This window comes from Flavobacterium sp. N2820 (genome assembly GCF_025947285.1).
In the GTDB taxonomy this organism is placed as follows: Bacteria; Bacteroidota; Bacteroidia; order Flavobacteriales; family Flavobacteriaceae; genus Flavobacterium.
Genome location: NZ_CP110008.1, coordinates 1,852,704 through 1,877,278 on the forward strand (window position 1 = coordinate 1,852,704; position 24,575 = coordinate 1,877,278).

The window sequence follows — 24,575 nt, forward strand, 5'->3', positions numbered from 1 at the left end:
TTATTTTATTTGAAAATTACTTCACAATAGTCATTTCGTCAACTATATGTTTAGCTCCTGAGAAATTCTCAATTACCCATAACACATAACGAATATCAACGTTAATTGTTCTTTGTAGTTTTTTATCAAAAATAACATCTCCTGCCATAGCCTCGATATTTCCGTCAAATGCTAAACCAATTAACTCACCTTTTCCGTTTAATACTGGCGAACCTGAATTTCCACCTGTAATATCGTTATCAGTTAAGAAATTAACATGTAAAGAACCGTCTTTATCTGCATAACGACCAAAATCTTTATTCGCATTCATTTCTAATACTCTTGTAGGTAAATCAAATTCTAAATCACCTTTTTTGTATTTTTTTACTTGTCCAGCTAACGTTGTATAGTTGTTGATTGCTGCATCATTACGCTTATCTGCAGGTAAAGAACGAACTTTTCCATACGTTAAACGTAAAGTAGAGTTTGCATCTGGATATTTGATTTCTCCAATTTTAGATTCTCTTAAACCTTCCACTAATAAACGGAAAGAAGCACCAAAATCATTTTGAGATTTCATTAATTCTTCACTTCTAAAGCTATAATGTGTTAATAAATCATTCGTTAAAACGAAAAGTGGATCATTTTTAAGTAAATCTTCAGATGGTAAATCTAAGAAAGCTTGTACTCTATCTACAGAAGTAAAAATACTTAAATCAAATGCTGCATTTACATATTTTGTAAAATCCCCATTGTTTTCTTTAGCCAGTTTTTCAACCATTGGAGCTAAAGTATAACCAGCTTTTTTAGCATATAAGTTCAATTGAGCTGCCATGATATCTTTTTCAGCAGGAATATGTAATTCACTATGCATTCCTTGAGCCATTTCTAAAATACCTGGAGCCATTTGTGCTCTCTTAGTAGCATCTGCTTTAGCATAGTTTTCTAATTGTTTTCCTAAACCTCTACTTACTGTTCCAAATGCAGAAGTTCTAAATAATTGCATCATATAGTTATCATGACGCGATTTTTCATTAGTCAACGCATAAAACTTATTGATTGTTGGAACTACATTACCATATTTTGCTTTGTTAGCTGGTTGATTAGCCCATTTATGAAATTTAGCCTCTTGAGCCGCTTTTGTTTTTGCAGTACCAAATTTTGATAAGGCATCAATCATTCCTTGACGGTTTTTCCAGTAGTTAGCAACTCCTGCAAATTTTGAAGCATAAATCAGATTTAAAGCATCAGATTGAACCATATATTTTTTCATATTGTCCATTCCTGTTTTTGATCCTTCCACCCATGCTGGGTAAGCAAATTTTACGTTTTGCTCAATTCCACCTGCTGGCATCCAACGATTTGTTCTACCTGGATAACCTAAAATCATAGCGAAGTCATTTTCTTTAACTCCACCTAAATTAACTGGCAAATGGTGTTTTGGTTTTAAAGGAACATTGCTTGTAGCATATTCTGCTGGATTTCCGTTAGCATCAGCATACACTCTAAACATAGAGAAATCTGCTGTATGACGCGGCCATTCCCAGTTATCAGTATCACCACCAAATTTCCCTAAACTTTCTGGTGGCGTTCCAACTAAACGAACGTCTTTGTAATCTTGGTAAACGAAATAGTAATATTCATTTCCTTGGAAAAATGGACGAACAGAAACCGTATATTTTCCGCCTTCATTATTTTCTTTTTCAATCTTAGCGATTTCAGCATTGATAGCTTTTTCTCTATCTGCTTCGCTCATTGTAGGATTTACAACTGATAAAATTCTTTTTGAACAATCATCCATACGAACAAAGAAACGCACGTATAAACTTGAAGGTTTTAATTCATCAGCTTTTGTTTTTGCCCAATAACCATCTTTTAAATAGTTTTTCTCTGCTGAAGATAATTCTGCAATTGCATCATATCCGCAGTGGTGGTTGGTTAAAACTAATCCGTCTTTTGAAATCATTTCAGCAGTACATCCTCCGTTAAATTGCACGATGGCATCTTTTAAACTGTGATTATTGATACTGTAAATTTCTTCGGCTGTTAATTGCAAGCCCATTTTTTGCATGTCGCGGTGATTTAAACGCTCAATGAACATTAAAAACCACATTCCTTCATCTGCTTTTACCGAAGCTGGTACAAGCATTATAGCAGAAACGACAAATAATAATAATTTTTTCATAATAAATCTGTGTTCTTTTGATTTGTGTTGCGAATATACTTAAAAATACGATTTTGATAAAATTATCACTTCAAAATCAAGTTAGATTAAACCAATTTTAACTTTTTATTATATAAACTGCATTAAAAACAAAAAAGCATCTCCAAATTGAAGATGCTTTTTCTTACTTTTTATACTATTTTATTTTCTTCAACGTTTAACATTTGCCACAATTTGTCTTTCAACTCTTGTAAACCTTGTTGTGCCACCGAAGATATAAACAAATAAGGTGTTTCTTTAAATGCTGCGTCCAGTTGTTTTTTCAATTCAGCCTTTAATTCATCGTCTAACATATCGCATTTTGAAATCACAATCAAACGATCTTTGTCTAACATTTCTGGATTGTAACGACGTAATTCATCCAAAAGAATTTCATATTCTTTTTTAATATCATCAGCATCAGCTGGAACTAAAAACAATAAAGTTGAATTACGCTCGATATGACGCAAAAAGTAATGCCCTAACCCTTTTCCTTCTGCTGCTCCTTCAATAATCCCAGGAATATCAGCCATTACAAATGATTGAAAATCTCTATAAGCAACAATTCCTAAATTAGGTTTTAAAGTAGTAAATGGATAATCGGCAATTTTTGGCTTAGCCGAAGTTAACACAGAAAGTAATGTTGATTTTCCTGCATTTGGAAAACCTACTAAACCTACGTCTGCTAACACTTTCAATTCTAAGGTAACGTCTACTTCTTTTACAGGCATTCCAGGTTGTGCGTAACGAGGTGTTTGATTGGTTGAACTTCTAAAATTCCAGTTTCCTAATCCTCCTTTTCCTCCTTCTGCTAAGATTCTTACCTCATCGTGTTCAGTAATTTCAAACAAAACATCGCCAGTTTCTTGGTCTTTTACAACCGTTCCTAATGGCACTTCAATATATTTATCTTCTCCATCATGTCCTGTACTTCTTGAACTTCCTCCATCACCTCCGTGACCAGCACGCATGTGTTTCAGAAATTTTAAATGAAATAAAGTCCAAAGATTTTTATTTCCTTTAATATAAACATGCCCTCCTCGTCCACCATCTCCACCATCTGGACCACCTTTTTCAATAAATTTTTCTCTATGTAAATGCGATGAGCCTTTTCCTCCTTTTCCGGAAGAAACATATATTTTTACGTAGTCTACAAAATTTCCCTCTGTCATTTTTTCAGTTTTCAGTTTTCAGTTTTCGGTCATCAGTTATTTAAAACTAAAGCTTTAACTATAAACTATTTTTATTCTTTATATTGTTTGATAAGCACCTTATCTATTTTGGCACCGTCCATTACTAAGGCTTCTAAATCTAATTTATTCCAAATGATCTTATCTCCTTGATTAGGAATATTGCCAAGTTCTGTAATGAAAAATCCACTTACTGTAGTTACTTCATAATCATTAATCAATTCGTCTAAATCGAAAAAAGTTAAAAAATCATGTAATGAATATTGTCCGTCAACTAACCATGTACCATCTTCATTTGCTACTAATTTGTATTCGTCTTCATCAAAATCTGAAGCATCACCAACTAAGGCTTCCAAAATGTCATTAAGTGTAATTACACCTTGAAAAATAGCGTGTTCATCAACCACAAATGCATAATGCATTTTTGATGTTTTAAAATTCTCTAATGCTTTATAAGCTGAAGTTTGTTCAATTAAATAAACGGCATCTCTTGTAATAGATTTTAAATCAAATGTCCCCGATTCAAAACTTACAAATAAATCTTTCAGCAATACTAAACCAATTACATTATCTAAATTATCTTCACATACTGGATAAACAGAGTGTAGTTCATTGATAACTTTTGCTTTGATTTCTTCTTTTGTATCTTCAAGTGATAAATAAACAATATCACTTCGGTGTGTCATTAACGAATTAACTTTTCGATCTCCAATGTGAAAAACGCGTTCTACTATATCTTGTTCAATTTCTTGAACTTCACCTACTTCTGTTCCTTCTTTGATGATTGCTTTGATTTCTTCTTCAGTTACTTTACCGTCTGCTGTTGGTTTAATTTGCAACATTTTCAATAAAAAATCTGTAGAAGTTGTTAATAACCAAATGAATGGCATAGTAACGGTAGAGACAATTTTCATAGGTAAAGCTACCGCTTTTGCAATTGCTTCTGGATAATTTAAACCAATACGTTTTGGTAATAATTCACCTAAAACCAATGAGAAAAAAGTTAAAACAACTACAACAATTCCCACTGCAATTGAATTAGCATAAGGATTTAACGCTTCAAATGTTGCTACAAAATTTTGAACATCTGTAGTGATTTTGTCTCCAGAGTATATACCCGTAAGAATTCCGATTAACGTAATTCCGATTTGAACTGTAGACAAGAATTCATTTGGAGAATTGGCTAAATCTAAAGCCGCTTTTGCATTCTTATTCCCTTTTTTTGCAGCGGTTTCTAAACGATTTTTTCTGGCAGAAATCAATGCAATTTCAGACATTGAGAAGATACCATTTAACAGAATTAAAAAAAGTATTATTAAAATTTCCATAGTTAAAATTATAAAAAAGGAGCTAGAATTCCAAATCTCGGAAATAGCTCCTTTTCTGTGTGCAAATATCTAAAAAAAAATTGAATGCTCGAAATTTATCTTAGTGTATTGATTTATAATCTATAATTCATCTAAAACCACACTCAATCTTTCTGTAACTTCTTGAATAGATCCGATACCATCAACAGCATAAAACTTGTTTTGTGCTTTATAATAATCCATCAATGGTGCCGTTTTTTCGTTGTACTCTTGGTAACGATTTCTAATTTTATCTTCATCTTGATCGTCTGGTCTGCCTGATGTTTTTCCTCTTTCTAACAAACGTTGTACTAAAATTTCGTCATTAGCTTCCAAAGCAACTGTGGCCGTAATTTCTTCCTCTTTACTTGCTAAAAAAGCATCTAGAGCTTCAGCTTGGGCAATTGTTCTTGGAAAACCATCGAACAGAAAACCAGCAGCTTGCGGGTTTTTATCTACTTCGCTTTGCAACATTTTAATGGTAACTTCATCAGGCACTAAATCGCCTTTATCCATAAACGTTTTTGCTAATCTTCCTAATTCAGTATCATTTTTGATGTTAAATCTAAAAATATCTCCTGTAGATAAGTGCACTAAATTGTATTTGTCTTTTAAAAATTCGGCTTGAGTTCCTTTTCCTGCTCCTGGCTTACCAAATAATACGATATTAATCATTTTTATTGTTGTGTTTAAAATTGAAATCTATATTCTAATTTATTTTCTATTCTGATAATTGATACACATCTTTTAAATTTCTTCCCAAACCATCGTAGTCTAATCCATAACCTACAATAAATTTATTAGGAATTCGAATGCCTACATAATCCAACTTAATGTCTTTTTTGTACGCTTCGGGTTTTAAAAAAAGTGTTGCTATTTTAAAATGTTTTACATTATGTTCCTTTAAAATAGCTTTTAATTCCTCAATAGTATTACCAGTATCTACAATATCTTCTACAATAATTACTGAACGGCCTTCCAAGTTTTGATTTAGACCTATCAATTCTTTAACTTCATTTGTAGTTTGCATTCCTTCATATGAAGCCATTTTTACGAATGAAACTTCGCAATTGTGATTGTATTTTTTCAACAAATCAGCCACAACCATAAAAGAACCATTTAAAACTCCAATAAACACTGGAACATCGTCACAAAAATCATCTTCAATTTGTTTGGCCATGTTTTCAATAGCGAAGTTAATTTCTTCTCCCGAAATAAAAACTTCAAATTTTTTATCGTGTAGTTGTATCACTTTGGATTGATTTTAGAAATAAACAACAAATTTACTAAACTCATAAGGATTTCAAATAAAGTATTTTAACTTTTTTGCAAATTTGGTATATTTACCAAATGAAAAGCCAAATGTATCAGAAAATTGAAGAAAGTACTTGCCATGTTGCCAGCAGAAAAATGGTTAGTAATTTTGCTATGAAAGAAGAAAATCGCTTAAAAGAAATGATACAACTCGCTTTTGACACAAAACATGAATTACATGTGAAAGCGTTTTGGAGCTTGGATTTGGTTTGCGAAAAAAAATTAAAACAATTTATTCCTTTCATAGAAGATTTTTGTGAAGTTCTTCCAAAAATAAAAGAGGATTCCGTGTTAAGACCAGCGACTAAAATTGCCTTTTTTCTCAGCAAAAGCAATCATCGAAAAAACGGCATTTCACTCACAAAAGAACAAGAACACAATTTAATAGAAGCGCTAATTGACCGGTTAATTCAAGACGAAAAAGTAGCATCAAAAGTGTATGCAATGAAAGCACTTTTTGTTTTGGGAAAGAAATACGATTGGGTTCACGAAGAATTAAAAACCATCATCGAGCAAGATTATTCGAATCATTCCGCAGCTTACCAAGCAGCAACACGAAATTTATTAAAGAAACTCAACAAGTAACAAAATGTTAATTATCAATTGTTAATTATCAATTGTCTGAGTATCTTTGCGCAAACAACAACTACAACGAAATGACTCGAGCGAAGCGACTGCATGAGACAAATAAAAACAAATAACTACGACGAAATGAATTATTTTTCTTCTGATTTTAAATTAGGAATTTTAGGTGGTGGTCAATTAGGCAAAATGCTTTTGACTGAAACACGAAAATTTGACATTCAAACTTTAGTTTTAGAACCAAATGAAGAAGCTCCAGCACGATACAGTTGCAACGGATTTTACAAAGGCAGCTTAATGGATTTTGATACCGTTTACCAATTTGGAAAAATGGTTAATTTGCTAACTATTGAAATTGAAAATGTAAATTTAGATGCTTTAGATCAATTGGAAGAAGAAGGCTTACCTATTTATCCTTCGCCAAAAACTTTGCGTTTGATTCAAAATAAAGGAAAACAAAAAGATTATTACGTTTCAAACGATATTCCAACTTCACCACACCAACGATTTGTTGATTTGAATGATTTAAGAACTGCTTTAGCAAAAGATGAATTAGAATTTCCTTTTGTATGGAAATGTGCGCAATTTGGTTACGACGGAAATGGCGTTAAAATTTGTCGTTCTGCATTAGACTTGGTAAAATTACCCGATGTAGAATGCATTGCTGAAGAAATGGTTCCGTTTAAGAATGAATTAGCGGTAATTGTTGCGCGTTCTGTTTCTGGTGCAGTAAAAACCTATCCGGTCGTAGAAATGGAATTTCATCCCGAAGCCAATCAAGTAGAATACGTAATTTGCCCGGCGCGGATTGATAAAACAGTAGCGCAAAAAGCAACAGAAATTGCCTTAAAAGTTTCAGAAGCATTCCATCATGTTGGATTATTAGCTGTTGAAATGTTTCAAACAGCAGACGATGAAATTTTAGTAAACGAAGTCGCTCCAAGACCTCATAACTCTGGACATTATTCGATTGAAGCAAGTTACACTTCTCAATTCGAAAACCATTTACGAGCGATTTTGAACTTACCTTTAGGAAATACCGATAGCAAAGTTGCCGGAATTATGGTAAATTTGGTAGGCGAAGAAGGTTATTCTGGTCAAGTTATTTATGAAAATATTGAGAAAATTATGGCAATTGATGGTGTAACACCTCACATTTACGGAAAAAGAGAAACAAGACCTTTCCGAAAAATGGGACACGTTACCATCGTAAATGAGAATATGACAGAAGCAAGAAAAATTGCAGAGGAAGTAAAGAATTCAATTAGAGTAATTAGCCAATAAGGCAATGCGTCAATTTGAAAATTAGAAAATGATAAAAAAGATTTTGCATATTATTTTTTATTCCACAATTTTATTTTGTGTATTTTCATTTTTGTCATTATCATATTCCATGATTTATTCAAGATTTAACAATATATCTCCAAATTTCACAATTGGATTTCCTTTTGAAATGTATTATCAATTTGAAGTTAGAGGAGAATGCGATGAGAGAACTTTATTACACGGAACTCATTTTATAAACATTTTATACAATATGATTATCTGTTTAATTCTTTCAGTATTAAAAACAAAAAACAATTTTAACCCTACTCACCCCTAGTAGGAATTCCCCCTTTGGGGGTTAGGGGGCTGATTTATGAGCAAAGTAGCAATAATAATGGGAAGCATTTCGGATATGCCGGTTATGCAAGAAGCCATCGATATATTAAAAGGATTTGATATCGAAACCGAAGTAGATATTGTTTCGGCACACAGAACACCTGAAAAATTATTTGATTTCAGTAAAAACGCACACGAAAGAGGAATTTCTGTAATTATTGCGGGTGCTGGCGGTGCGGCTCACTTACCTGGAATGGTTGCTTCTATGTCGCCACTTCCTGTAATTGGAGTTCCTGTAAAATCGAGTAATTCAATTGATGGATGGGATTCTGTATTATCCATTTTACAAATGCCTGGTGGCGTTCCTGTAGCAACAGTTGCGTTAAACGGAGCTAAAAATGCTGGAATCTTAGCCGCACAAATTATTGGAAGTTCTGATAAATGTGTGCTAGACAAAATTATCGCATACAAAGAAGGATTAAAACAAGCGGTTTTAAAAGCTTCGGAAGGATTGAAATAAAATAGAAAATCCCGTATTATTGCTAATTCGGGATTTCTACTCACATTTAAGTGACAACTATAAAAAAATTCTACTCTCTCTTTTTTTAGGGGACAAAAAGGATTTATTAAATCATTTCGTCGACAAAATTATACACTTTATCGATAATAAAAAAATTTTATGGAACTTTTTTTAAAAAAATTTGAATCAAAACACAATACAGCTCCGTTTAGTAAGATTAATCTTTCAGAATACAAAGAGGCTTTTGAAAAAACAATTGCACTAGCTCGAATTGAGATCGATAATATTACAAAAAACTCTGAAACACCTACTTTTAAAAACACTATCGAAGCATTAGATTTTTCGGGAGAACAACTAGATCGTTTATCATCAATATTCTTCAATTTGAATTCTGCTGAAACTTGTGACGAAATGCAAAAAATTGCACAAGAAGTTTCTCCATTAATCACAGCATTCAGTAACGATATTGATTTGAATGAAGATTTATTTAAACGAGTAAAAGCCGTTTATGATCAAAAAGACTCCTTAAGTTTAACTACAGAACAAGCAACTTTATTAGATAAAAAATTCAAAGGTTTTTCTCGAAATGGAGCATTACTAAATGAAGAAGATAAACTAAAATTACGCGAAATTGACACCGAATTAGCCAAAATAAAACTAACTTTTGGAGAAAATGTTTTAGCTGAAACAAATAATTATCAGTTACATATTACTAACGAAGAAGATTTAAAAGGTTTGCCAGATGGCGCTAAAGAAATGGCGGCAAGTTTGGCAAAATCAAAAAATTTAGAAGGTTGGGTTTTTACTTTAGATTTTCCAAGTTATTTGCCTTTTGTAACTTATGTTGAAAATCGTGAATTACGCAAAGAAATTGCTATTGCCGCTGGAAAAAAATCGTTTCAAGATAATGAATTCGATAATAAAGAAAATGTAAAACGCATTGTGGAATTACGTCACAAGCGAGCTAATTTATTGGGTTATCAATCACATTCGCATTTTGTTTTAGAAGAACGAATGGCGCAAAATCCATACAACGTACAATCGTTTTTGAATGATTTGTTGGAAAAAGCAAAACCTGCGGCTCAAAAAGAATTTGCTCAACTAACTACTTTCGCAAAAGAACTAGACGGAATTGACCAATTAGAAAAATGGGATGGCGCCTATTATTCAGAAAAATTGAAACAAAAATTATTCAGTTTGGATGATGAATTGTTGAAACCGTATTTCAAATTGGAAAATGTGTTAAATGGTGCTTTCACCATTGCTGAAAAGTTATTTGGAATCACGTTCAAAGAAGTTTTTGATATTGACAAATACCAAGAAGATGTGCAAACTTTTGAAGTTTTAGACTTTGAAGGACAATTAGTGGCTATCTTCTATTCGGATTTCTTCCCAAGAAAAGGAAAACGAAATGGCGCTTGGATGACATCCTACAAACCACAATATATTAAGGACGGAATCAACGAGCGACCACATGTTTCTATAGTTTGCAATTTCACACCGCCAACAGAAACTAAGCCTTCACTCCTAACCTTCAATGAAGTAACCACTTTATTCCACGAATTTGGACACGCTTTACACGGCATGTTAGCCAATACGACTTATCCTAGTTTATCGGGAACTTCTGTTTATTGGGATTTTGTGGAATTACCAAGTCAAGTGATGGAAAACTGGTGTTACGAACCCGAAGCGTTGGCTTTGTTTGCCAAACATTACGAAACGGGAGAAATTATTCCGCAAGACTATGTAGAAAAAATCAAAGAAAGTGCGAGTTTCTTAGAAGGAATGGCTACGTTACGTCAATTGAGTTTCGGAATTTTAGACATGACGTATCATGGAAAATCGCAAACTATTGCTGATGTAAAAGCTTTTGAAAAACAAGCAATGGAAGGCACAAGTTTATATCCAGACGTAGCCGAAAATTGCATGAGTACATCGTTCTCACATATTTTCCAAGGCGGTTATTCTTCAGGCTATTACAGTTACAAATGGGCGGAAGTTTTAGATGCCGATGCGTTTGCATATTTCCAAGAAAAAGGAATTTTCAATACAGAAGTTGCAACCAAATTCAAAGATAATGTACTTTCAAAAGGCGGTACCGAATTACCAATGGAATTGTATAAAAAATTCAGAGGCCAAGAGCCGAAAGTGGAGGCTTTATTGAAGAGAGCTGGGTTGATTTAGATTGTTAGAATTTTAGATATTTAGAGACCGAAGAAAACAACTTCGGCTTCTTTTTCAAACAAACTTTCATTTTTTTTTGAAACTTTAAAAACTTTTATATATCTTTGTCCTATCAAAATGAAATAACCATCAAAATGGAATTCAAAGAAGCAAAAAATAAATTCGTACAAACATGGGGAGCCTTAGGTTCTCAATGGGGCATTAACAAAACCATGGCACAGATTCATGCGTTGTTGATGGTTTCGCACGAACCTGTTTCTATGGAAGACATTATGGAAGAATTACAAATTTCGCGCGGTAATGCTTCGATGAATTTAAGAGCTTTAATGGATTGGGGAATCGTTTATAAAGAATACAAAGCGGGCGAAAGACGTGAATTTTTCACAGCCGAAAAAGATTTAGATGAATTAGCCGTAAAAATTTCAAGAGAGAGAAGCAAACGCGAAATCAAACCTGCATTGAAAGTTTTAAAAGAAGTTTCTTCTATAAAATCAGACAACACAGAAGCAGAAAAACATTTCGTAGATCAAACTACAAAATTATACGACTTCGTATTAAAAGCGGATAACGTTTTGGATAAAATCACAGAATACAAAGACAATTGGTTAGCAAAATTGGTTGTTAAAATTATGAAGTAACCCTTTTTTTAATCTAAACTTTCAATTATTTCTGAAAGTTTAAAATAATAGATAATATGAAATATTTTAGTTTTCAACTCAACTTGATTCTAACTTCAGTAGCTTTAATTAGTGCTATTATAGCGAACAGTATTGGCTTTAAATTAAATAGCAGTATAGGCTTATTAGTTATTCTAGGATTATATCAAGTTTTTATCTCCTTTATTTTAACTTTTTATGCAATAATATATAACAGACTCTTGCTTATTCTTTACATACTGTATTGGTTTATTGTAACCTTATTTTTTAAATTTTTTTTAGGTCAATTCTTTTACATGTGTCTAATTATAGCTCTTTATAACTTATATATAAACTATTGTAGTTTCTCAAATTCTAAATATAATATTACAAAATAATGAAAAAACTAATCATCGCCGCAGGAACAGGATTTTTAGGACAAGTCTTAATACATCATTTCAAAAATAAATTTGAAGAAATTATAATTCTTACGAGAGAAAAATCTGAAATTAAGAACAATATTACATACGTGAATTGGAATGCAAAAACATTTTCAGGCTGGGAGAAAGAACTGGAAAATGCTAATGTTTTAATTAACTTAGCTGGAAAATCCGTTGATTGCAGATATACCAAAAAAAACAAATCTGAAATTTTAGCCTCAAGAATTGATAGTACCAAAATTTTAAATGAAGCCATTTTACAATGTGAAAATCCACCAAAACATTTCATCAACTCTTCAACTGCGACTATTTATCGCCACTCAGAAGACAAAGAAATGGATGAATATCTAGGTGAAATTGGTAATGATTTTTCTATGAACGTTGCCAAATCATGGGAAAAAACATTCTATGAAGTCGAAACTCCAAACACATTAAAAACTGCGATTCGTACTTCAATTGTTCTTGGCAAAAATGGTGGTGCTTTTGTTCCTTTAAAAAAATTAACGCAATTTGGATTGGGAGGAAAAAGCGGCAACGGAAGACAATTCATCAGCTGGATTCACGAAAAAGATTTTGAAAGAGCTGTCGAGTTTATAATTGAAAAGAAACTTTCAGGAAGCGTCAACGTAGTTTCTCCAAAACCCATTCACAATGAAGCATTCATGAAAAAACTTCAAAAAGCAATTGGCATTCCATTTGGTTTGCCTATCTCAAAAACGTTACTTGAATTTGGAGCAAGAATCATCAATACAGAAGCCGAATTGGTCTTAAAAAGCAGAAATGTAATCCCAAAAAGATTGACAGAAAACGGATTTGAATTTGAATATGCTGATTTAGATAAAACGTTAAAAAACCTCTTGTCATGAACCTCAACATCATCGCCTATCTCATCTATTTCAGCATCACAGGCATTATCATTGTAAAAGTTGGACGAATTTGCTACAACAATGGAAACATTTTCGTTTCGCAATTGATTCCCAATCACGAAGACTTATGTCATAAAATAAATCAATTGCTTTTGGTGGGTTATTATCTCTTAAATATTGGTTATTGTGCGATGACGATAATTTCTTGGGAACAAATTGAAAGTATCACACAACTCATTGAAGTGATTACCTCAAAATCGGCTTTCATTATTATTGCGATTGCCTTGATGCATTACATCAACATTATATTATTAACGAATTACATCAAAAAATTAATTTAAACACACGTATTATGGAAACTACAAAAATTTTAATCGGTTATGCAATTTATCTTCCAATTGCCTTATTTTTAACCTACTATGTTTCAAAAACACTTTTTAAAAACAGTAAAATTTACATGTTGGATATTTTTAAAGGTCGAGAAGAAATCGCCACCGCAACCAACAAACTATTCGAAACTGGATTTTATTTATTGAATTTAGGCTTTGCACTTATGATTTTAGAAATGAACATGTATGACAATAGTTATCAAGTTTTAATTGAAAAACTGAGTTATAAAATTGGCGGATTTTCAATTTATTTGGGACTTATGCTATTCTTAAACTTATATTTCTTCTTTAGAGGAAAACGAAAAGCAAGTCAAGCGCAAGTTGAACAACGAATGGTTATTAATGGGTAAATTCACAATCCTGACAGGTTTAAAAAACCTGTCAGGATTAGTAATAACCACCACAAAATCGGAACACTTTCTAACCAAAACGAAGCGTAATAGCGTGAACGATTTTCATGAGCAAAAAAGAGAAAAATAGCAATAGTTCCACAAACCAAAAGTTTAAAAAAGAAAGGCAAAAAGTGATGGTTATTGGTATAAAAAAACTCTAAAATCAGCAATAAAAACAATAATAGATAACCGAGTTTTTTGGTCAACTTCACTCCTATTTTCTGCGGAACGGTTTGCAAATGCAAGTCATCGCGTTTTACATCAACAATATCAAAAACCAAAACAATCGAAAAAACCAACAAAAACCGCTGAACAGCCATCAAAGAAACATCTATTGAAAACGGAATTTCAGCTTCTACCAAAGGCAAAATCACTGTTACTCCTACCCAAGTAATTCCGACAATGTAAATTTTCACCCCTTTCCAATTTCTAGCGTTTTGTTTGTTTGGAAAAAACGGTAATGTATACAATAAAGTTAAACCTAAAAAAACAAATGCGCTAATTTGAGTCACCCAACACAATTGTAGAAAAAAATAAAAACAAGCAATTGAAGAAAGAAAACTCAACAAAACAATTCCTTTTAGTTCTTTTTTGATTTGATTTTTGTTTAATCTTGCTAAGGCATCGTATTTTACAAAATTATAGCCTACAACAGTTCCAAAAAAAGCAAAGAAAACAATCGACAAACCGCCGTCAATATTGAAAAAATAGTGCGTCATAGATACCAAAGCAAAAGCCGAAAAAGCCACATGTAAGCTACTATTGATATAGAAATCGATAATTTTCTTTAAAACAACCATTCAACAAAAATAATCAATCTGTTAATAAGACTCGATTTTAGTTGATAAAATCACAAAAAATCCCATTTTAAAAACAAATTATTACAAGATTAATAATTACTTTTGTTGTCCAAAACAACACAAAATAACACACATACACATTTTTAATAAATGAGAACAGATGCATTCGCTTTGAGACATTTAGGGCCACGTGAAAGTGACTTAAATCACATGTTTAAAACAGTTGGTGTAGAATCTTTAGACCAATTAATTTTCGAAACCATTCCAGATGATATTCGTTTAAAAAACGACTTAAATTTAGATGCTCCTATGACCGAGTATGAGTATTTAACTCACATTCAAGAATTAGGAAAGAAAAATAAAGTATTCAAATCATATATTGGTTTAGGATATCATCCCGCTATCGTTCCGGCGGTTATTCAAAGAAATATTTTTGAAAACCCAGGATGGTACACAGCTTACACGCCTTATCAAGCTGAAATTGCACAAGGTCGTTTAGAAGCGATTTTGAATTTCCAAACTACGGTTATCGAATTAACTGGAATGGAAATCGCAAATGCTTCTTTACTTGACGAAGGAACAGCTGCTGCAGAAGCAATGGCGTTGCTTTTCGATGTAAGAACTCGCGATCAAAAGAAAAATAACGTGAAAAAATTCTTCGTTTCGGAAGAAATTTTACCACAAACGTTGTCTGTTTTACAAACACGTTCTACTCCATTAAACATTGAATTAGTAGTTGGAAATCACGAAACTTTTGATTTTTCAACGGATTTCTTCGGTGCTATTTTACAATATCCTGGAAAATATGGTCAAGTTTATGACTATGCAGGATTCATTGCAAAAGCAGCAGAAAACGAAATCAAAGTTGCCGTAGCTGCTGATATTTTATCATTGGCAAAATTAACTTCTCCAGGTGAAATGGGAGCTGCAGTAGTTGTGGGTACAACACAACGTTTTGGTATTCCAATGGGTTACGGTGGACCACACGCAGGATATTTCGCAACGAAAGAAGAATACAAGCGTTCGATGCCAGGAAGAATCATCGGTGTTTCTATCGATGTAAACGGAAACCGTGCATTACGTATGGCTTTAGGTACTCGTGAACAACATATTAAACGTGAAAAAGCAACTTCAAACATTTGTACAGCTCAAGTTTTATTAGCGGTAATGGCTGGAATGTATGCCGTATATCACGGACCAAAAGGTTTACAATATATTGCTAACAAAGTACACGCTTCTGCGGTTACTACTGCTGATGCTTTAAATAAATTAGGTGTTTACCAAACGAATTCCGCTTTTTTTGATACTATCTTAGTAAAAGCAGATGCGAATAAAGTAAAAGCAATTGCTGAAAAACACGAAGTAAATTTCTTCTATCCAGATACTGAAACGATTTCGATTTCATTTAACGAAACGACTTCTGTAAATGACATCAACCAAATCATTGCCATTTTTGCTGAAGCAACTGGAAAAGACAAAATCACAATTAGTCAATTAGCTAATGAGTTAATGGTTCCTGAAAACTTAGTGAGAAAATCAACTTTCTTACAACATGATGTTTTCAACAACCATCATTCAGAATCGCAATTGATGCGTTATATCAAAAAATTAGAACGTAAAGATTTATCATTGAATCATTCGATGATTTCATTAGGTTCTTGTACGATGAAATTAAATGCTGCTGCCGAAATGTTGCCTTTATCGATGGCAAATTGGAACAGTATCCACCCTTTTGCACCAATTGAACAAGCAGAAGGTTACCAAATCATGTTGAAAAAATTAGAGCAACAATTGAATGTTGTAACGGGTTTCCAAGGAACAACATTACAACCAAATTCGGGTGCTCAAGGTGAATATGCTGGTTTAATGGCTATTCGTGCTTACCATTTATCAAGAGGTGATAACCACAGAAATGTGTGTTTGATTCCAGCTTCTGCTCACGGAACGAATCCAGCTTCTGCAGCTATGGCAGGAATGGAAATCATCGTAACCAAAACCATGGAAAATGGAAATATCGATGTAGAAGATTTGAGAGCAAAAGCAATCTTACACAAAGACAACTTATCAGCTTTGATGGTAACTTACCCATCAACACATGGTGTTTTTGAAAGCGCTATTATAGAAATTACTAAAATTATTCACGATAATGGTGGACTAGTATATATGGACGGTGCAAACATGAATGCACAAGTTGGATTAACAAATCCTGCAACTATTGGCGCTGATGTTTGTCACTTGAACTTACACAAAACTTTTGCTATTCCTCACGGCGGTGGTGGACCAGGTGTTGGACCAATTTGCGTAAATGAAAAATTAGTTCCATTCTTACCAACCAATCCAGTTATTCCAACTGGAGGAAACCAAGCCATTACAGCTATTTCTTCTGCACCATATGGTTCAGCATTAGTTTGTTTGATTTCTTACGGCTACATCACCATGTTAGGCGCTGAAGGTTTAACCAATGCTACTAAATACGCTATCTTAAATGCAAATTACATGAAAGCGCGTTTAGACGAACATTACCCAGTTTTATACTCTGGAGAAATGGGAAGAGCCGCTCACGAAATGATTTTAGATTGTAGAGCTTTCGAAGAAAAAGGAATCAAAGTAACCGATATTGCAAAACGTTTAATGGATTATGGATTCCATGCTCCAACGGTTTCTTTCCCTGTGGCTGGAACTTTAATGATTGAACCAACTGAATCAGAAGATTTAGCAGAATTAGATCGTTTTTGTGATGCAATGATTTCTATTCGTAAAGAAATTGAAGCTTCTTCGAAAGAGGATGCAAATAATATTTTAAGAAATGCACCTCATACTTTAGCAATGGTTACTGCTAACGAATGGGTTTTTCCTTACACTAGAGAACAAGCTGCGTTTGCATTAGATTATATTGCTGAAAATAAATTTTGGCCAACTGTTCGTCGTGTTGATGAAGCATATGGTGATAGAAATTTAGTATGCTCTTGTGCACCGATTGAAGCGTACATGTAATTCAAAGTACGAATTACAAAATAATAAATCAAAAGGGCTCAAGTTTTTTAATTTGAGTCCTTTTTTTAACCCATTATAAAAATGAATGATATTGAAACCCGAGAAGATATTCTTTGCATCATGAGAACGTTTTATGATAAACTTTTAGCTGATGATTCCATTAATTTTTTCTTTACAAAAGTCACTACCGTTGACCAACATCTAGAATCACATTTTGAAATATTGGCTACATTTTGGGAACAATCTTTATTTTTAAAAGGAGGCTATTACAACAATATGTTTTCGATTCATAAAGAAGTACACGAAAAACATGCTTTCAATAAAATACATTTTGACACTTGGTTGCAACATTTCAACTCAACAATTGATGAACATTTTACAGGAAAATATGCCGAACAAATGAAAACACAAGCATTAAGTATGGCAACAATTATGCAGATAAAATTTTCATAAAACCCTTCTAAAAAAGTTAATTTCGTATTTTTTTAAGTTTTAATTGATGATTCGATAATAACAACAAATAAAACAGTTGTTTTTATCTTATGTTAAGAAATAATTAATAATTTCGTTACACTAACACAAATGTTATGAAATCGCCATTAACAAAAAGTTTGCGTAAGCAAACACCAATGATTAAGAATGCGATACCATATGTTACCGTTAAAAAATAAAATTCAAACATATGAATATAAAAATAACTGGTTCTGGAAGCTATATTCCTACAGAAACAATTTCAAATATAGATTTTGCTAAACATACATTTCTAAACGATGACGGAACGCCATTTCCTTATCCAAATGATGTTGTTGCCGAAAAATTTTTAGAAATCACTGGGATTCGTGAACGAAAATATGTTTCAGACGAATTATGCACCTCTGATATTGCTTTTATCGCAGCAAAAAAAGCTATTGAAGATGCAAATGTTGACCCAGAAACCATAGATTATATCATTTTAGCACATAATTTTGGTGATGTTAAAAAAGGAGCAATTCAATCCGATATTTTACCAAGTTTAGCAACTCGTGTAAAACACCATTTACGTATAAAAAATCCAAAATGTGTTGCTTATGACATTCTTTTTGGTTGCCCAGGATGGGTAGAAGGTGTAATTCAGGCCACCGCTTTTATAAAAGCTGGAATGGCAAAAAAATGCTTGGTAATTGGAGCCGAGACTTTATCAAGAGTTGTTGATATGCACGATAGAGATTCCATGATTTATTCTGATGGTGCAGGCGCAACAATTATTGAAGCAACAGAAGATGAAGGTGGAATTTTAGCGCATGAAACAGCAACCTTTACTTATGATGAAGCCTATTATTTATTTTTTGGCAATTCTTTCAATAAGGAACACGACCCAGATGTACGGTATATTAAAATGCACGGGAGAAAAATTTATGAATTTGCATTAAGTCAAGTTCCAAAAGCAATGGCTGAATGTTTGGATAAAAGTGGCGTCAATATTAATCAAGTTAAAAAAATATTGATTCATCAAGCCAATGAAAAAATGGACGAAGCCATTATTCAAAGGTTTTATCGCATATACAAACAAACTCCACCCGAAGGAATTATGCCTATGAGTATTCACAAACTAGGAAATTCGAGTGTGGCAACGGTGCCAACTTTATTTGATTCCATTCAAAAAGGATTAGTTGAAAATCAAAAATTAGAAAAAGGTGATGTTATTTTGTTTGCTTCTGTAGGTTCGGGCATGAATATTAACGCAATTGTATATCAAATGTAAAAAAGTTGGAAGTTGGAAGTAAGAAGTTAGAAGAAAAAAGTAAATTTGTACTCCAATTTCTATTTCAATGTACGAAAAAACATATCCAAGTAAACGATTCAACATCACTTTAGATTTTCTAAAAAAACATATTTCAACTCATGAAAGTATTTTAGATTTAGGCGTTACAAATCCTTTTTCGAAAATCATGACATCTAATGGTTATCAAGTCATCAATACAAAAGGTGAAGACATTGATATTGATCAATCAACGCTACAAAATGAGAATTATGAGGTGTTTACAGCATTTGAAATTTTTGAACATTTGCTAAATCCTTACACCATTTTACAAAACGTAAAAGCGGATAAAATTTTAATTTCAATTCCTTTACGTTTGTGGTTTTCGCCTGCTTATAGAAGTAAAACAGATATGTGGGATCGTCATTATCACGAATTTGAAGATTGGCAATTGGATTGGCTTTTGGAAAAAGCAGGATTCAAAATTTTAGATAGAGTAAAATTCACACATCCTGTTAAAAAAATAGGTTTTAGACCATTATTGAGATGGTTCACTCCAAGATATTATTTGGTTTACGCGGAAAGAGAGAAAAGATAAAAGAACATAGAAAATAGATTTTATCTTATGAAATATTATATTATCATTCCAGCTTATAACGAAGAAGCTTTTATGAGTCTAACTTTGCAATCTTTGGTAGAACAAACGGTTTTACCAACAAAAATTGTAGTGGTTAATGATAATTCCACCGACAAAACCCCTGAAATTGTTTTGGCTTACGCCGAAAAGCACTCTTTTATTTCATTAGTTAATAAAAAATCAGACACTATTCATCTGCCTGGAAGTAAAGTTATTCAAGCGTTTCATGAAGGAGAAAAACACATCGACGAAGCATATGATATAATCGTAAAAGTTGATGCAGATTTGATTTTTCCAAAAAACTATTTTGAAACCATCATTCAACATTTTAAAAAAGATGAAAAAATTGGTATGGTGGGCGGATTTTGTTACGTTAAAAAAAATGACGATTGGGTTTTAGAAAACCTAACCGACAAAGACCACATTAGAGGTGCCTTAAAAGCCTATCGAAAAGCAACCTACAAACAAATTGGAGGATTAAAACCTGCTATGGGTTGGGATACCGTAGATGAATTGTTGTGTAAATTCTACAACTGGAAAGTAGTAACAGATGAAAGTTTACACGTAAAACACCTAAAACCTACTGGTGCAAGCTATAATAAAGCTGCTCGCTACAAACAAGGAGAAGCATTTTACAGTTTAGGCTATGGATTTATCATAACAGCCATTTCATCGTTAAAATTAGCAATAAAAAAAGGCAAACCACTTTTATTCATCGATTATTTAATGGGTTTTTGGAAAGCAAAATCATCTGGAAAACCATTATTTGTAACCCCAGAGCAAGCTAAATTTTTCAGAAACTACCGCTGGAAAAAAATGAGAGCAAAATTGTTTTAATCTTTTACAATAAAATATAGTATTTTTACTGCACACTTGAAACTGAACATAAAATGATGCTCATTCGCTACTTATCACAAATAGGAAAATATTTTATCATGTTGAAAGAAATTTTCAACAAGCCTACTAAATGGTCGGTAATGAAACCATTAATTCTTAAAGAAGTTGATGATTTAATCATTGGTTCACTAGGCATTGTGGCATTTATTTCATTTTTCGTAGGAGGTGTTGTGGCTATTCAAACAGCCTTAAACCTAACAAATCCGTTAATTCCAAAATATTTGATAGGATTTGCTACACGTCAATCAGTTGTGTTAGAATTTGCTCCTACTTTCATTTCAATTATTATGGCTGGAAAAATGGGTTCTTTCATCACATCAAGTATAGGAACAATGCGAGTTACTGAACAAATTGACGCCCTAGAAGTTATGGGTGTAAACTCTTTAAACTACTTGGTTTTTCCAAAAATCATAGCACTACTTTTATATCCTTTCATAATTGGGTTGAGTATGTTTTTAGGGGTTTTTGGTGGTTGGATGGCCGCGGTTTATGGAGGTTTTACCAGTAGTGAAGAATTTATCACAGGTTTACAAACCGACTTTATTCCATTTCACATTGCCTACGCATTTATAAAAACATTTACTTTTGCTTTACTTTTGGCAACAATTCCGTCATTTCATGGATTTTATATGAAAGGTGGAGCGCTTGAAGTTGGAAAAGCCAGTACAGTTTCCTTTGTTTGGACATCAGTTGTTATTATTTTAATGAATTTTATATTAACTCAACTCCTTTTAAGCTAATGATTGAAGTAAAAAACATCGTGAAAATGTTTGGAGAACAAACAGTTTTGAAAGGCGTTTCTACTCGTTTTGAGGCTGGAATGACTAATTTAATTATTGGCCAAAGCGGTTCAGGGAAAACGGTTTTTTTAAAATCCTTACTAGGGATTCACACGCCAGATAGTGGAACCATTTCATTTGATGGTAGAATTTATTCCGAACTTTCAAACGACGAAAAAAGAGCTTTACGAACAGAAATCGGAATGGTTTTTCAAGGAAGTGCATTGTTTGACGGAATGACAGTTGAAGAAAATATTGGTTTTCCATTAAAAATGTTTACCAACAAATCTTTAAAAGAAATTAAAGAACGTGTTGATTTTGTGATTGACAGAGTACATTTGGTCAATGCACACCATAAAAGACCTTCTGAAATTTCGGGCGGAATGCAGAAGCGTGTTGCCATTGCTCGTGCTATCGTAAATAATCCAAAATATCTTTTTTGTGATGAACCAAATTCGGGTTTAGACCCAAAAACTGCTATTGTAATTGACAATTTGATTCAGGAAATTACGCAAGAATACAATATCACTACGGTAATCAATACACACGATATGAACTCGGTGATGGAAATTGGAGAAAAAATTGTATTTCTTAAAAATGGTTTATTGGAATGGGAAGGTTCTAATAAAGAAATCTTTAAAACTGATAATGCTGCTGTTACCGACTTTGTATATTCTTCTGAATTATTCAAACGAGTTCGGAAAATGTATTTGGAAGACGATAAATAATTTATTTTTTCTTAAACGTTTTAATTATCATTTTTCGAACGTCATCTAAGAACTCTATATTTTCAGTAAACGTTTCCAAAGCTGCTGGATTTTTTAAATCCATTTTAGACGTGTTCATTCCCATTTGAATTGGATAAACAATTAAGACATTATTTTTGTCAAAATATTTATTCATATAATGAGGAATAATAGGCATTGTTGCATTATAAGAAAGATTAGACTTTCTACTCATAACAACGACCAAACCATCATCTTTACTTATACTTCTAGATAAAATAAGAAAATCTTCCCAATTAGAAAACTCATTAAACTCGGCTTCTACAGGATGATTAGAATGAATATCTTTGATTAAATTAATGGTAGTTTCTGAACCATAAAACACAATCTTAGTACTGGTATTTTTTCCTAAATTCCATATTTTTATCAACCAAAATGGGAACCCAATTTCACGTTCAGCTTTCTCAGGAATCACTACAACAAAACGTTTAGTTGTTGCTAAAGGATGATGAGATTTAAAAATATATGTTGTTGCATTGCATTTTGACAAAATACCGTCTGTTAAAGGCCCATACAAGCTATCGGAAGTACCTAATTCTTCTGTTTGACCTAAAATAATATCGGTTATTTTGTGTTCTTTTGCCACACCTTGAATTCCATTGATTACATTTAAATCGAAACGTGTAAGCATATTCAATTGATTATCTGTAGATGAAGCTACAACAGCTGCTCGATCCACTATTTTTTTTGCTTTATTTAATTGTCCATTAGAATTATTATCAGAATTAATGACGCTTAATGCGTATAATCCATTTTTATTCCGTTTAGATTTAATCGTAACGGCTAAATTGATAAGTTCATCGACTTTTTCGATGCTTTTCATTGGAATTAGAATTCGTTCTTCTATGTCTTCATCATTGATTTGGTCTTCATCATCGTCTTGTTCAGAAAGTGCAATATTGTATGCCCCTTTTTGAGCCACAAAGGAAGCAAGCGTACATGTAATCAAAATCATTAAAATTGTACCATTCAATACATTTTCATTCAGCAATCGATTTGGTATTTTAATTTCAGACAAAACGCCATTTTTAAATTCCATTTCTGACTTATCAATCAATTTAAATTTTCCTTTGGCAACTTTTTCATTTATATACGCAAAGCTACCTATTGAAGGAAATTTTCCCTTCTCTAATCCAGGAAAGATGATTTCTAAATTATTTTCGGTAACTAATTTTTTATTTTTCAGATGTATTTCTGAATAAGTATTGACTTTATTATAATCAACAATAATATTAAATCCTACTAAAACAGCGGCTAATGTAGCGGCTGCTTGAGCATTACTTAATCCAAAAATCAACCTTCGTTCATCTTTTGAAAAGCCAAAAATCTTTTGAGTTATTAATGCAGGCAAATACTTTCCAAGAATAGCTACAAAAGTCATAATTCCCGCAACCTCTATAGTCTTCCAATCTTTAATAAATGCTTTATAATCTACTAACATTCCTACACCAATTAAGAAAAATGGAATAAATAAAGCATTGCCAACAAACTCAATTCGATTCATTAAAGGAGAAGTATGAGGAATCAATCTATTTAATGATAATCCAGCTAAGAAAGCACCAATAATTGCTTCAATACCTGCTAATTCTGCCAAAGTACAGCCTAAAAAAACCATTGCAAGTACAAAAATATATTGGGAAATATTATCATCAAATCGTTTAAAAAACCATCTTCCAATAATTGGAAATAATAACATAACTACTAAACCAAAGACTATAACTGAAACCCCAAGTCTAATCCAAAATTCTTGATTAATTTCTCCTGTTTGCATACCCGCTATTACAGCTAAAACCAATAAAGCAAGAGTGTCTGTTATCATAGTTCCTCCAACAGTTATATTAACCGCTCTATTTTTTGAAACTCCTAATTTACTAATTATCGGATAAGCAATTAAAGTATGAGAAGCAAACATACTGGCCAAAAGTATTGAAGTCGCCCATGAAAAATGAAGAATATACAAGCCTGCAAAAGTTCCTAATGCCATCGGAATTAAAAAAGTCAATAATCCAAAAACTAAACTTTTACCACTATTTTTTTTAAAATCAGCTAAGTCAATTTCTAACCCAGCCAAAAACATTATATACTGAAGACCAACCGTTCCAAACAAAATGATACTCATGTCTCTCGCAATCAGATTTAGCCCATTTGGACCAATTATAGTTCCAGCTATAATCAACCCTATCAAATGTGGAATTCTTAGTTTATTAAGAACAATAGGAGCAAATAAAATGATGAACAAAATAAGTGAAAAAAGCAACACTGGATTTTTGAGTGGTAATGAAAAATCAATTGCAAGTATCATG

General features: G+C 32.6%; 22 protein-coding genes. 15 read left to right on the forward strand and 7 right to left on the reverse strand.

The window, feature by feature from the left end; all coding sequences use genetic code 11:
• Positions 1-16 precede the first annotated feature (16 nt).
• The 5 genes from OLM52_RS09030 to hpt all read right to left on the reverse strand — a co-directional run bounded on the left by OLM52_RS09030 (position 17) and on the right by hpt (position 5,970).
• On the reverse strand, positions 17-2,164 hold the full coding sequence (locus OLM52_RS09030; RefSeq protein ID WP_264548197.1) for a S46 family peptidase: 2,148 nt from the start codon (positions 2,162-2,164) through the stop codon (positions 17-19).
• A gap of 170 nt (positions 2,165-2,334) precedes the next feature.
• Complete coding sequence (obgE, locus tag OLM52_RS09035; protein WP_264548198.1) at positions 2,335-3,354, reverse strand: GTPase ObgE; 1,020 nt, start codon at positions 3,352-3,354, stop codon at positions 2,335-2,337.
• Positions 3,355-3,425: 71 nt separating this feature from the next.
• Complete coding sequence (locus OLM52_RS09040) at positions 3,426-4,700, reverse strand: hemolysin family protein (RefSeq protein ID WP_264548199.1); 1,275 nt, start codon at positions 4,698-4,700, stop codon at positions 3,426-3,428.
• Positions 4,701-4,820: 120 nt separating this feature from the next.
• On the reverse strand, positions 4,821-5,393 hold the full coding sequence (locus tag OLM52_RS09045) for an adenylate kinase (RefSeq protein ID WP_264548200.1): 573 nt from the start codon (positions 5,391-5,393) through the stop codon (positions 4,821-4,823).
• A 46-nt stretch (positions 5,394-5,439) separates the two neighbouring features.
• Entirely contained in the window at positions 5,440-5,970 is a 531-nt protein-coding gene (gene hpt, locus OLM52_RS09050) for a hypoxanthine phosphoribosyltransferase (RefSeq protein WP_264548201.1), read from the reverse strand.
• A 110-nt stretch (positions 5,971-6,080) separates the two neighbouring features.
• Here hpt and OLM52_RS09055 point away from each other — a divergent pair, with 110 nt between their 5' ends.
• The 8 genes from OLM52_RS09055 (at position 6,081) to OLM52_RS09090 (ending at position 13,600) form a co-directional block, all read left to right on the forward strand.
• Positions 6,081-6,617, forward strand: coding sequence for a hypothetical protein (locus tag OLM52_RS09055; RefSeq protein ID WP_264548202.1), 537 nt, complete (start codon positions 6,081-6,083; stop codon positions 6,615-6,617).
• A gap of 126 nt (positions 6,618-6,743) precedes the next feature.
• Positions 6,744-7,898 carry a 5-(carboxyamino)imidazole ribonucleotide synthase gene (locus tag OLM52_RS09060; protein WP_264550532.1) on the forward strand — a complete coding sequence of 385 codons (1,155 nt, stop codon included), beginning with the start codon at positions 6,744-6,746 and terminating at the stop codon, positions 7,896-7,898.
• Positions 7,899-8,253: 355 nt separating this feature from the next.
• Complete coding sequence (gene purE, locus OLM52_RS09065) at positions 8,254-8,736, forward strand: 5-(carboxyamino)imidazole ribonucleotide mutase (protein ID WP_008254544.1); 483 nt, start codon at positions 8,254-8,256, stop codon at positions 8,734-8,736.
• A gap of 159 nt (positions 8,737-8,895) precedes the next feature.
• Positions 8,896-10,920 carry a M3 family metallopeptidase gene (locus OLM52_RS09070; protein WP_264548203.1) on the forward strand — a complete coding sequence of 675 codons (2,025 nt, stop codon included), beginning with the start codon at positions 8,896-8,898 and terminating at the stop codon, positions 10,918-10,920.
• Between the two features lie 134 nt (positions 10,921-11,054).
• Complete coding sequence (locus tag OLM52_RS09075; RefSeq protein WP_153207769.1) at positions 11,055-11,558, forward strand: GbsR/MarR family transcriptional regulator; 504 nt, start codon at positions 11,055-11,057, stop codon at positions 11,556-11,558.
• 394 nt (positions 11,559-11,952) lie between these two features.
• Entirely contained in the window at positions 11,953-12,861 is a 909-nt protein-coding gene (locus tag OLM52_RS09080) for a TIGR01777 family oxidoreductase (RefSeq protein WP_264548204.1), read from the forward strand.
• Positions 12,858-13,202, forward strand: a complete 345-nt coding sequence (locus OLM52_RS09085) for a hypothetical protein (protein ID WP_264548205.1) — start codon at positions 12,858-12,860, stop codon at positions 13,200-13,202. Before OLM52_RS09080 ends, OLM52_RS09085 begins: the two co-directional genes overlap by 4 nt.
• A gap of 11 nt (positions 13,203-13,213) precedes the next feature.
• A complete protein-coding gene (locus OLM52_RS09090; protein WP_264548206.1) occupies positions 13,214-13,600 on the forward strand; it encodes a hypothetical protein in 387 nt (128 codons plus the stop codon).
• Between the two features lie 2 nt (positions 13,601-13,602).
• On the opposite strand, the gene OLM52_RS09095 is transcribed toward OLM52_RS09090, so the two are convergent.
• A complete protein-coding gene (locus tag OLM52_RS09095; protein WP_264548207.1) occupies positions 13,603-14,442 on the reverse strand; it encodes a hypothetical protein in 840 nt (279 codons plus the stop codon).
• 150 nt (positions 14,443-14,592) lie between these two features.
• Here OLM52_RS09095 and gcvP point away from each other — a divergent pair, with 150 nt between their 5' ends.
• The 7 genes from gcvP (at position 14,593) to OLM52_RS09130 (ending at position 22,215) form a co-directional block, all read left to right on the forward strand.
• On the forward strand, positions 14,593-17,436 hold the full coding sequence (gene gcvP / locus OLM52_RS09100) for an aminomethyl-transferring glycine dehydrogenase (protein WP_264548208.1): 2,844 nt from the start codon (positions 14,593-14,595) through the stop codon (positions 17,434-17,436).
• Positions 17,437-17,517: 81 nt separating this feature from the next.
• Positions 17,518-17,889: a group III truncated hemoglobin gene (locus OLM52_RS09105; RefSeq protein ID WP_264548209.1), complete on the forward strand. Its 372-nt coding sequence runs from the start codon at positions 17,518-17,520 to the stop codon at positions 17,887-17,889.
• Positions 17,890-18,118: 229 nt separating this feature from the next.
• Positions 18,119-19,177 (forward strand): 3-oxoacyl-ACP synthase III family protein, encoded by a 1,059-nt coding sequence (locus OLM52_RS09110; protein WP_264548210.1) that lies wholly within the window; start codon positions 18,119-18,121, stop codon positions 19,175-19,177.
• Between the two features lie 67 nt (positions 19,178-19,244).
• On the forward strand, positions 19,245-19,772 hold the full coding sequence (locus tag OLM52_RS09115) for a class I SAM-dependent methyltransferase (protein WP_264548211.1): 528 nt from the start codon (positions 19,245-19,247) through the stop codon (positions 19,770-19,772).
• Between the two features lie 27 nt (positions 19,773-19,799).
• Positions 19,800-20,648 carry a glycosyltransferase gene (locus tag OLM52_RS09120; RefSeq protein WP_264548212.1) on the forward strand — a complete coding sequence of 283 codons (849 nt, stop codon included), beginning with the start codon at positions 19,800-19,802 and terminating at the stop codon, positions 20,646-20,648.
• A 53-nt stretch (positions 20,649-20,701) separates the two neighbouring features.
• Positions 20,702-21,448 (forward strand): MlaE family ABC transporter permease, encoded by a 747-nt coding sequence (locus OLM52_RS09125; RefSeq protein ID WP_264548213.1) that lies wholly within the window; start codon positions 20,702-20,704, stop codon positions 21,446-21,448.
• A complete protein-coding gene (locus OLM52_RS09130) occupies positions 21,448-22,215 on the forward strand; it encodes an ABC transporter ATP-binding protein (RefSeq protein ID WP_264548214.1) in 768 nt (255 codons plus the stop codon). Before OLM52_RS09125 ends, OLM52_RS09130 begins: the two co-directional genes overlap by 1 nt.
• 1 nt (position 22,216) lies before the next feature.
• Here OLM52_RS09130 and OLM52_RS09135 read toward each other — a convergent pair whose 3' ends face one another.
• On the reverse strand, positions 22,217-24,574 hold the full coding sequence (locus OLM52_RS09135; RefSeq protein ID WP_264548215.1) for a cation:proton antiporter: 2,358 nt from the start codon (positions 24,572-24,574) through the stop codon (positions 22,217-22,219).
• Position 24,575: the final 1 nt, after the last annotated feature.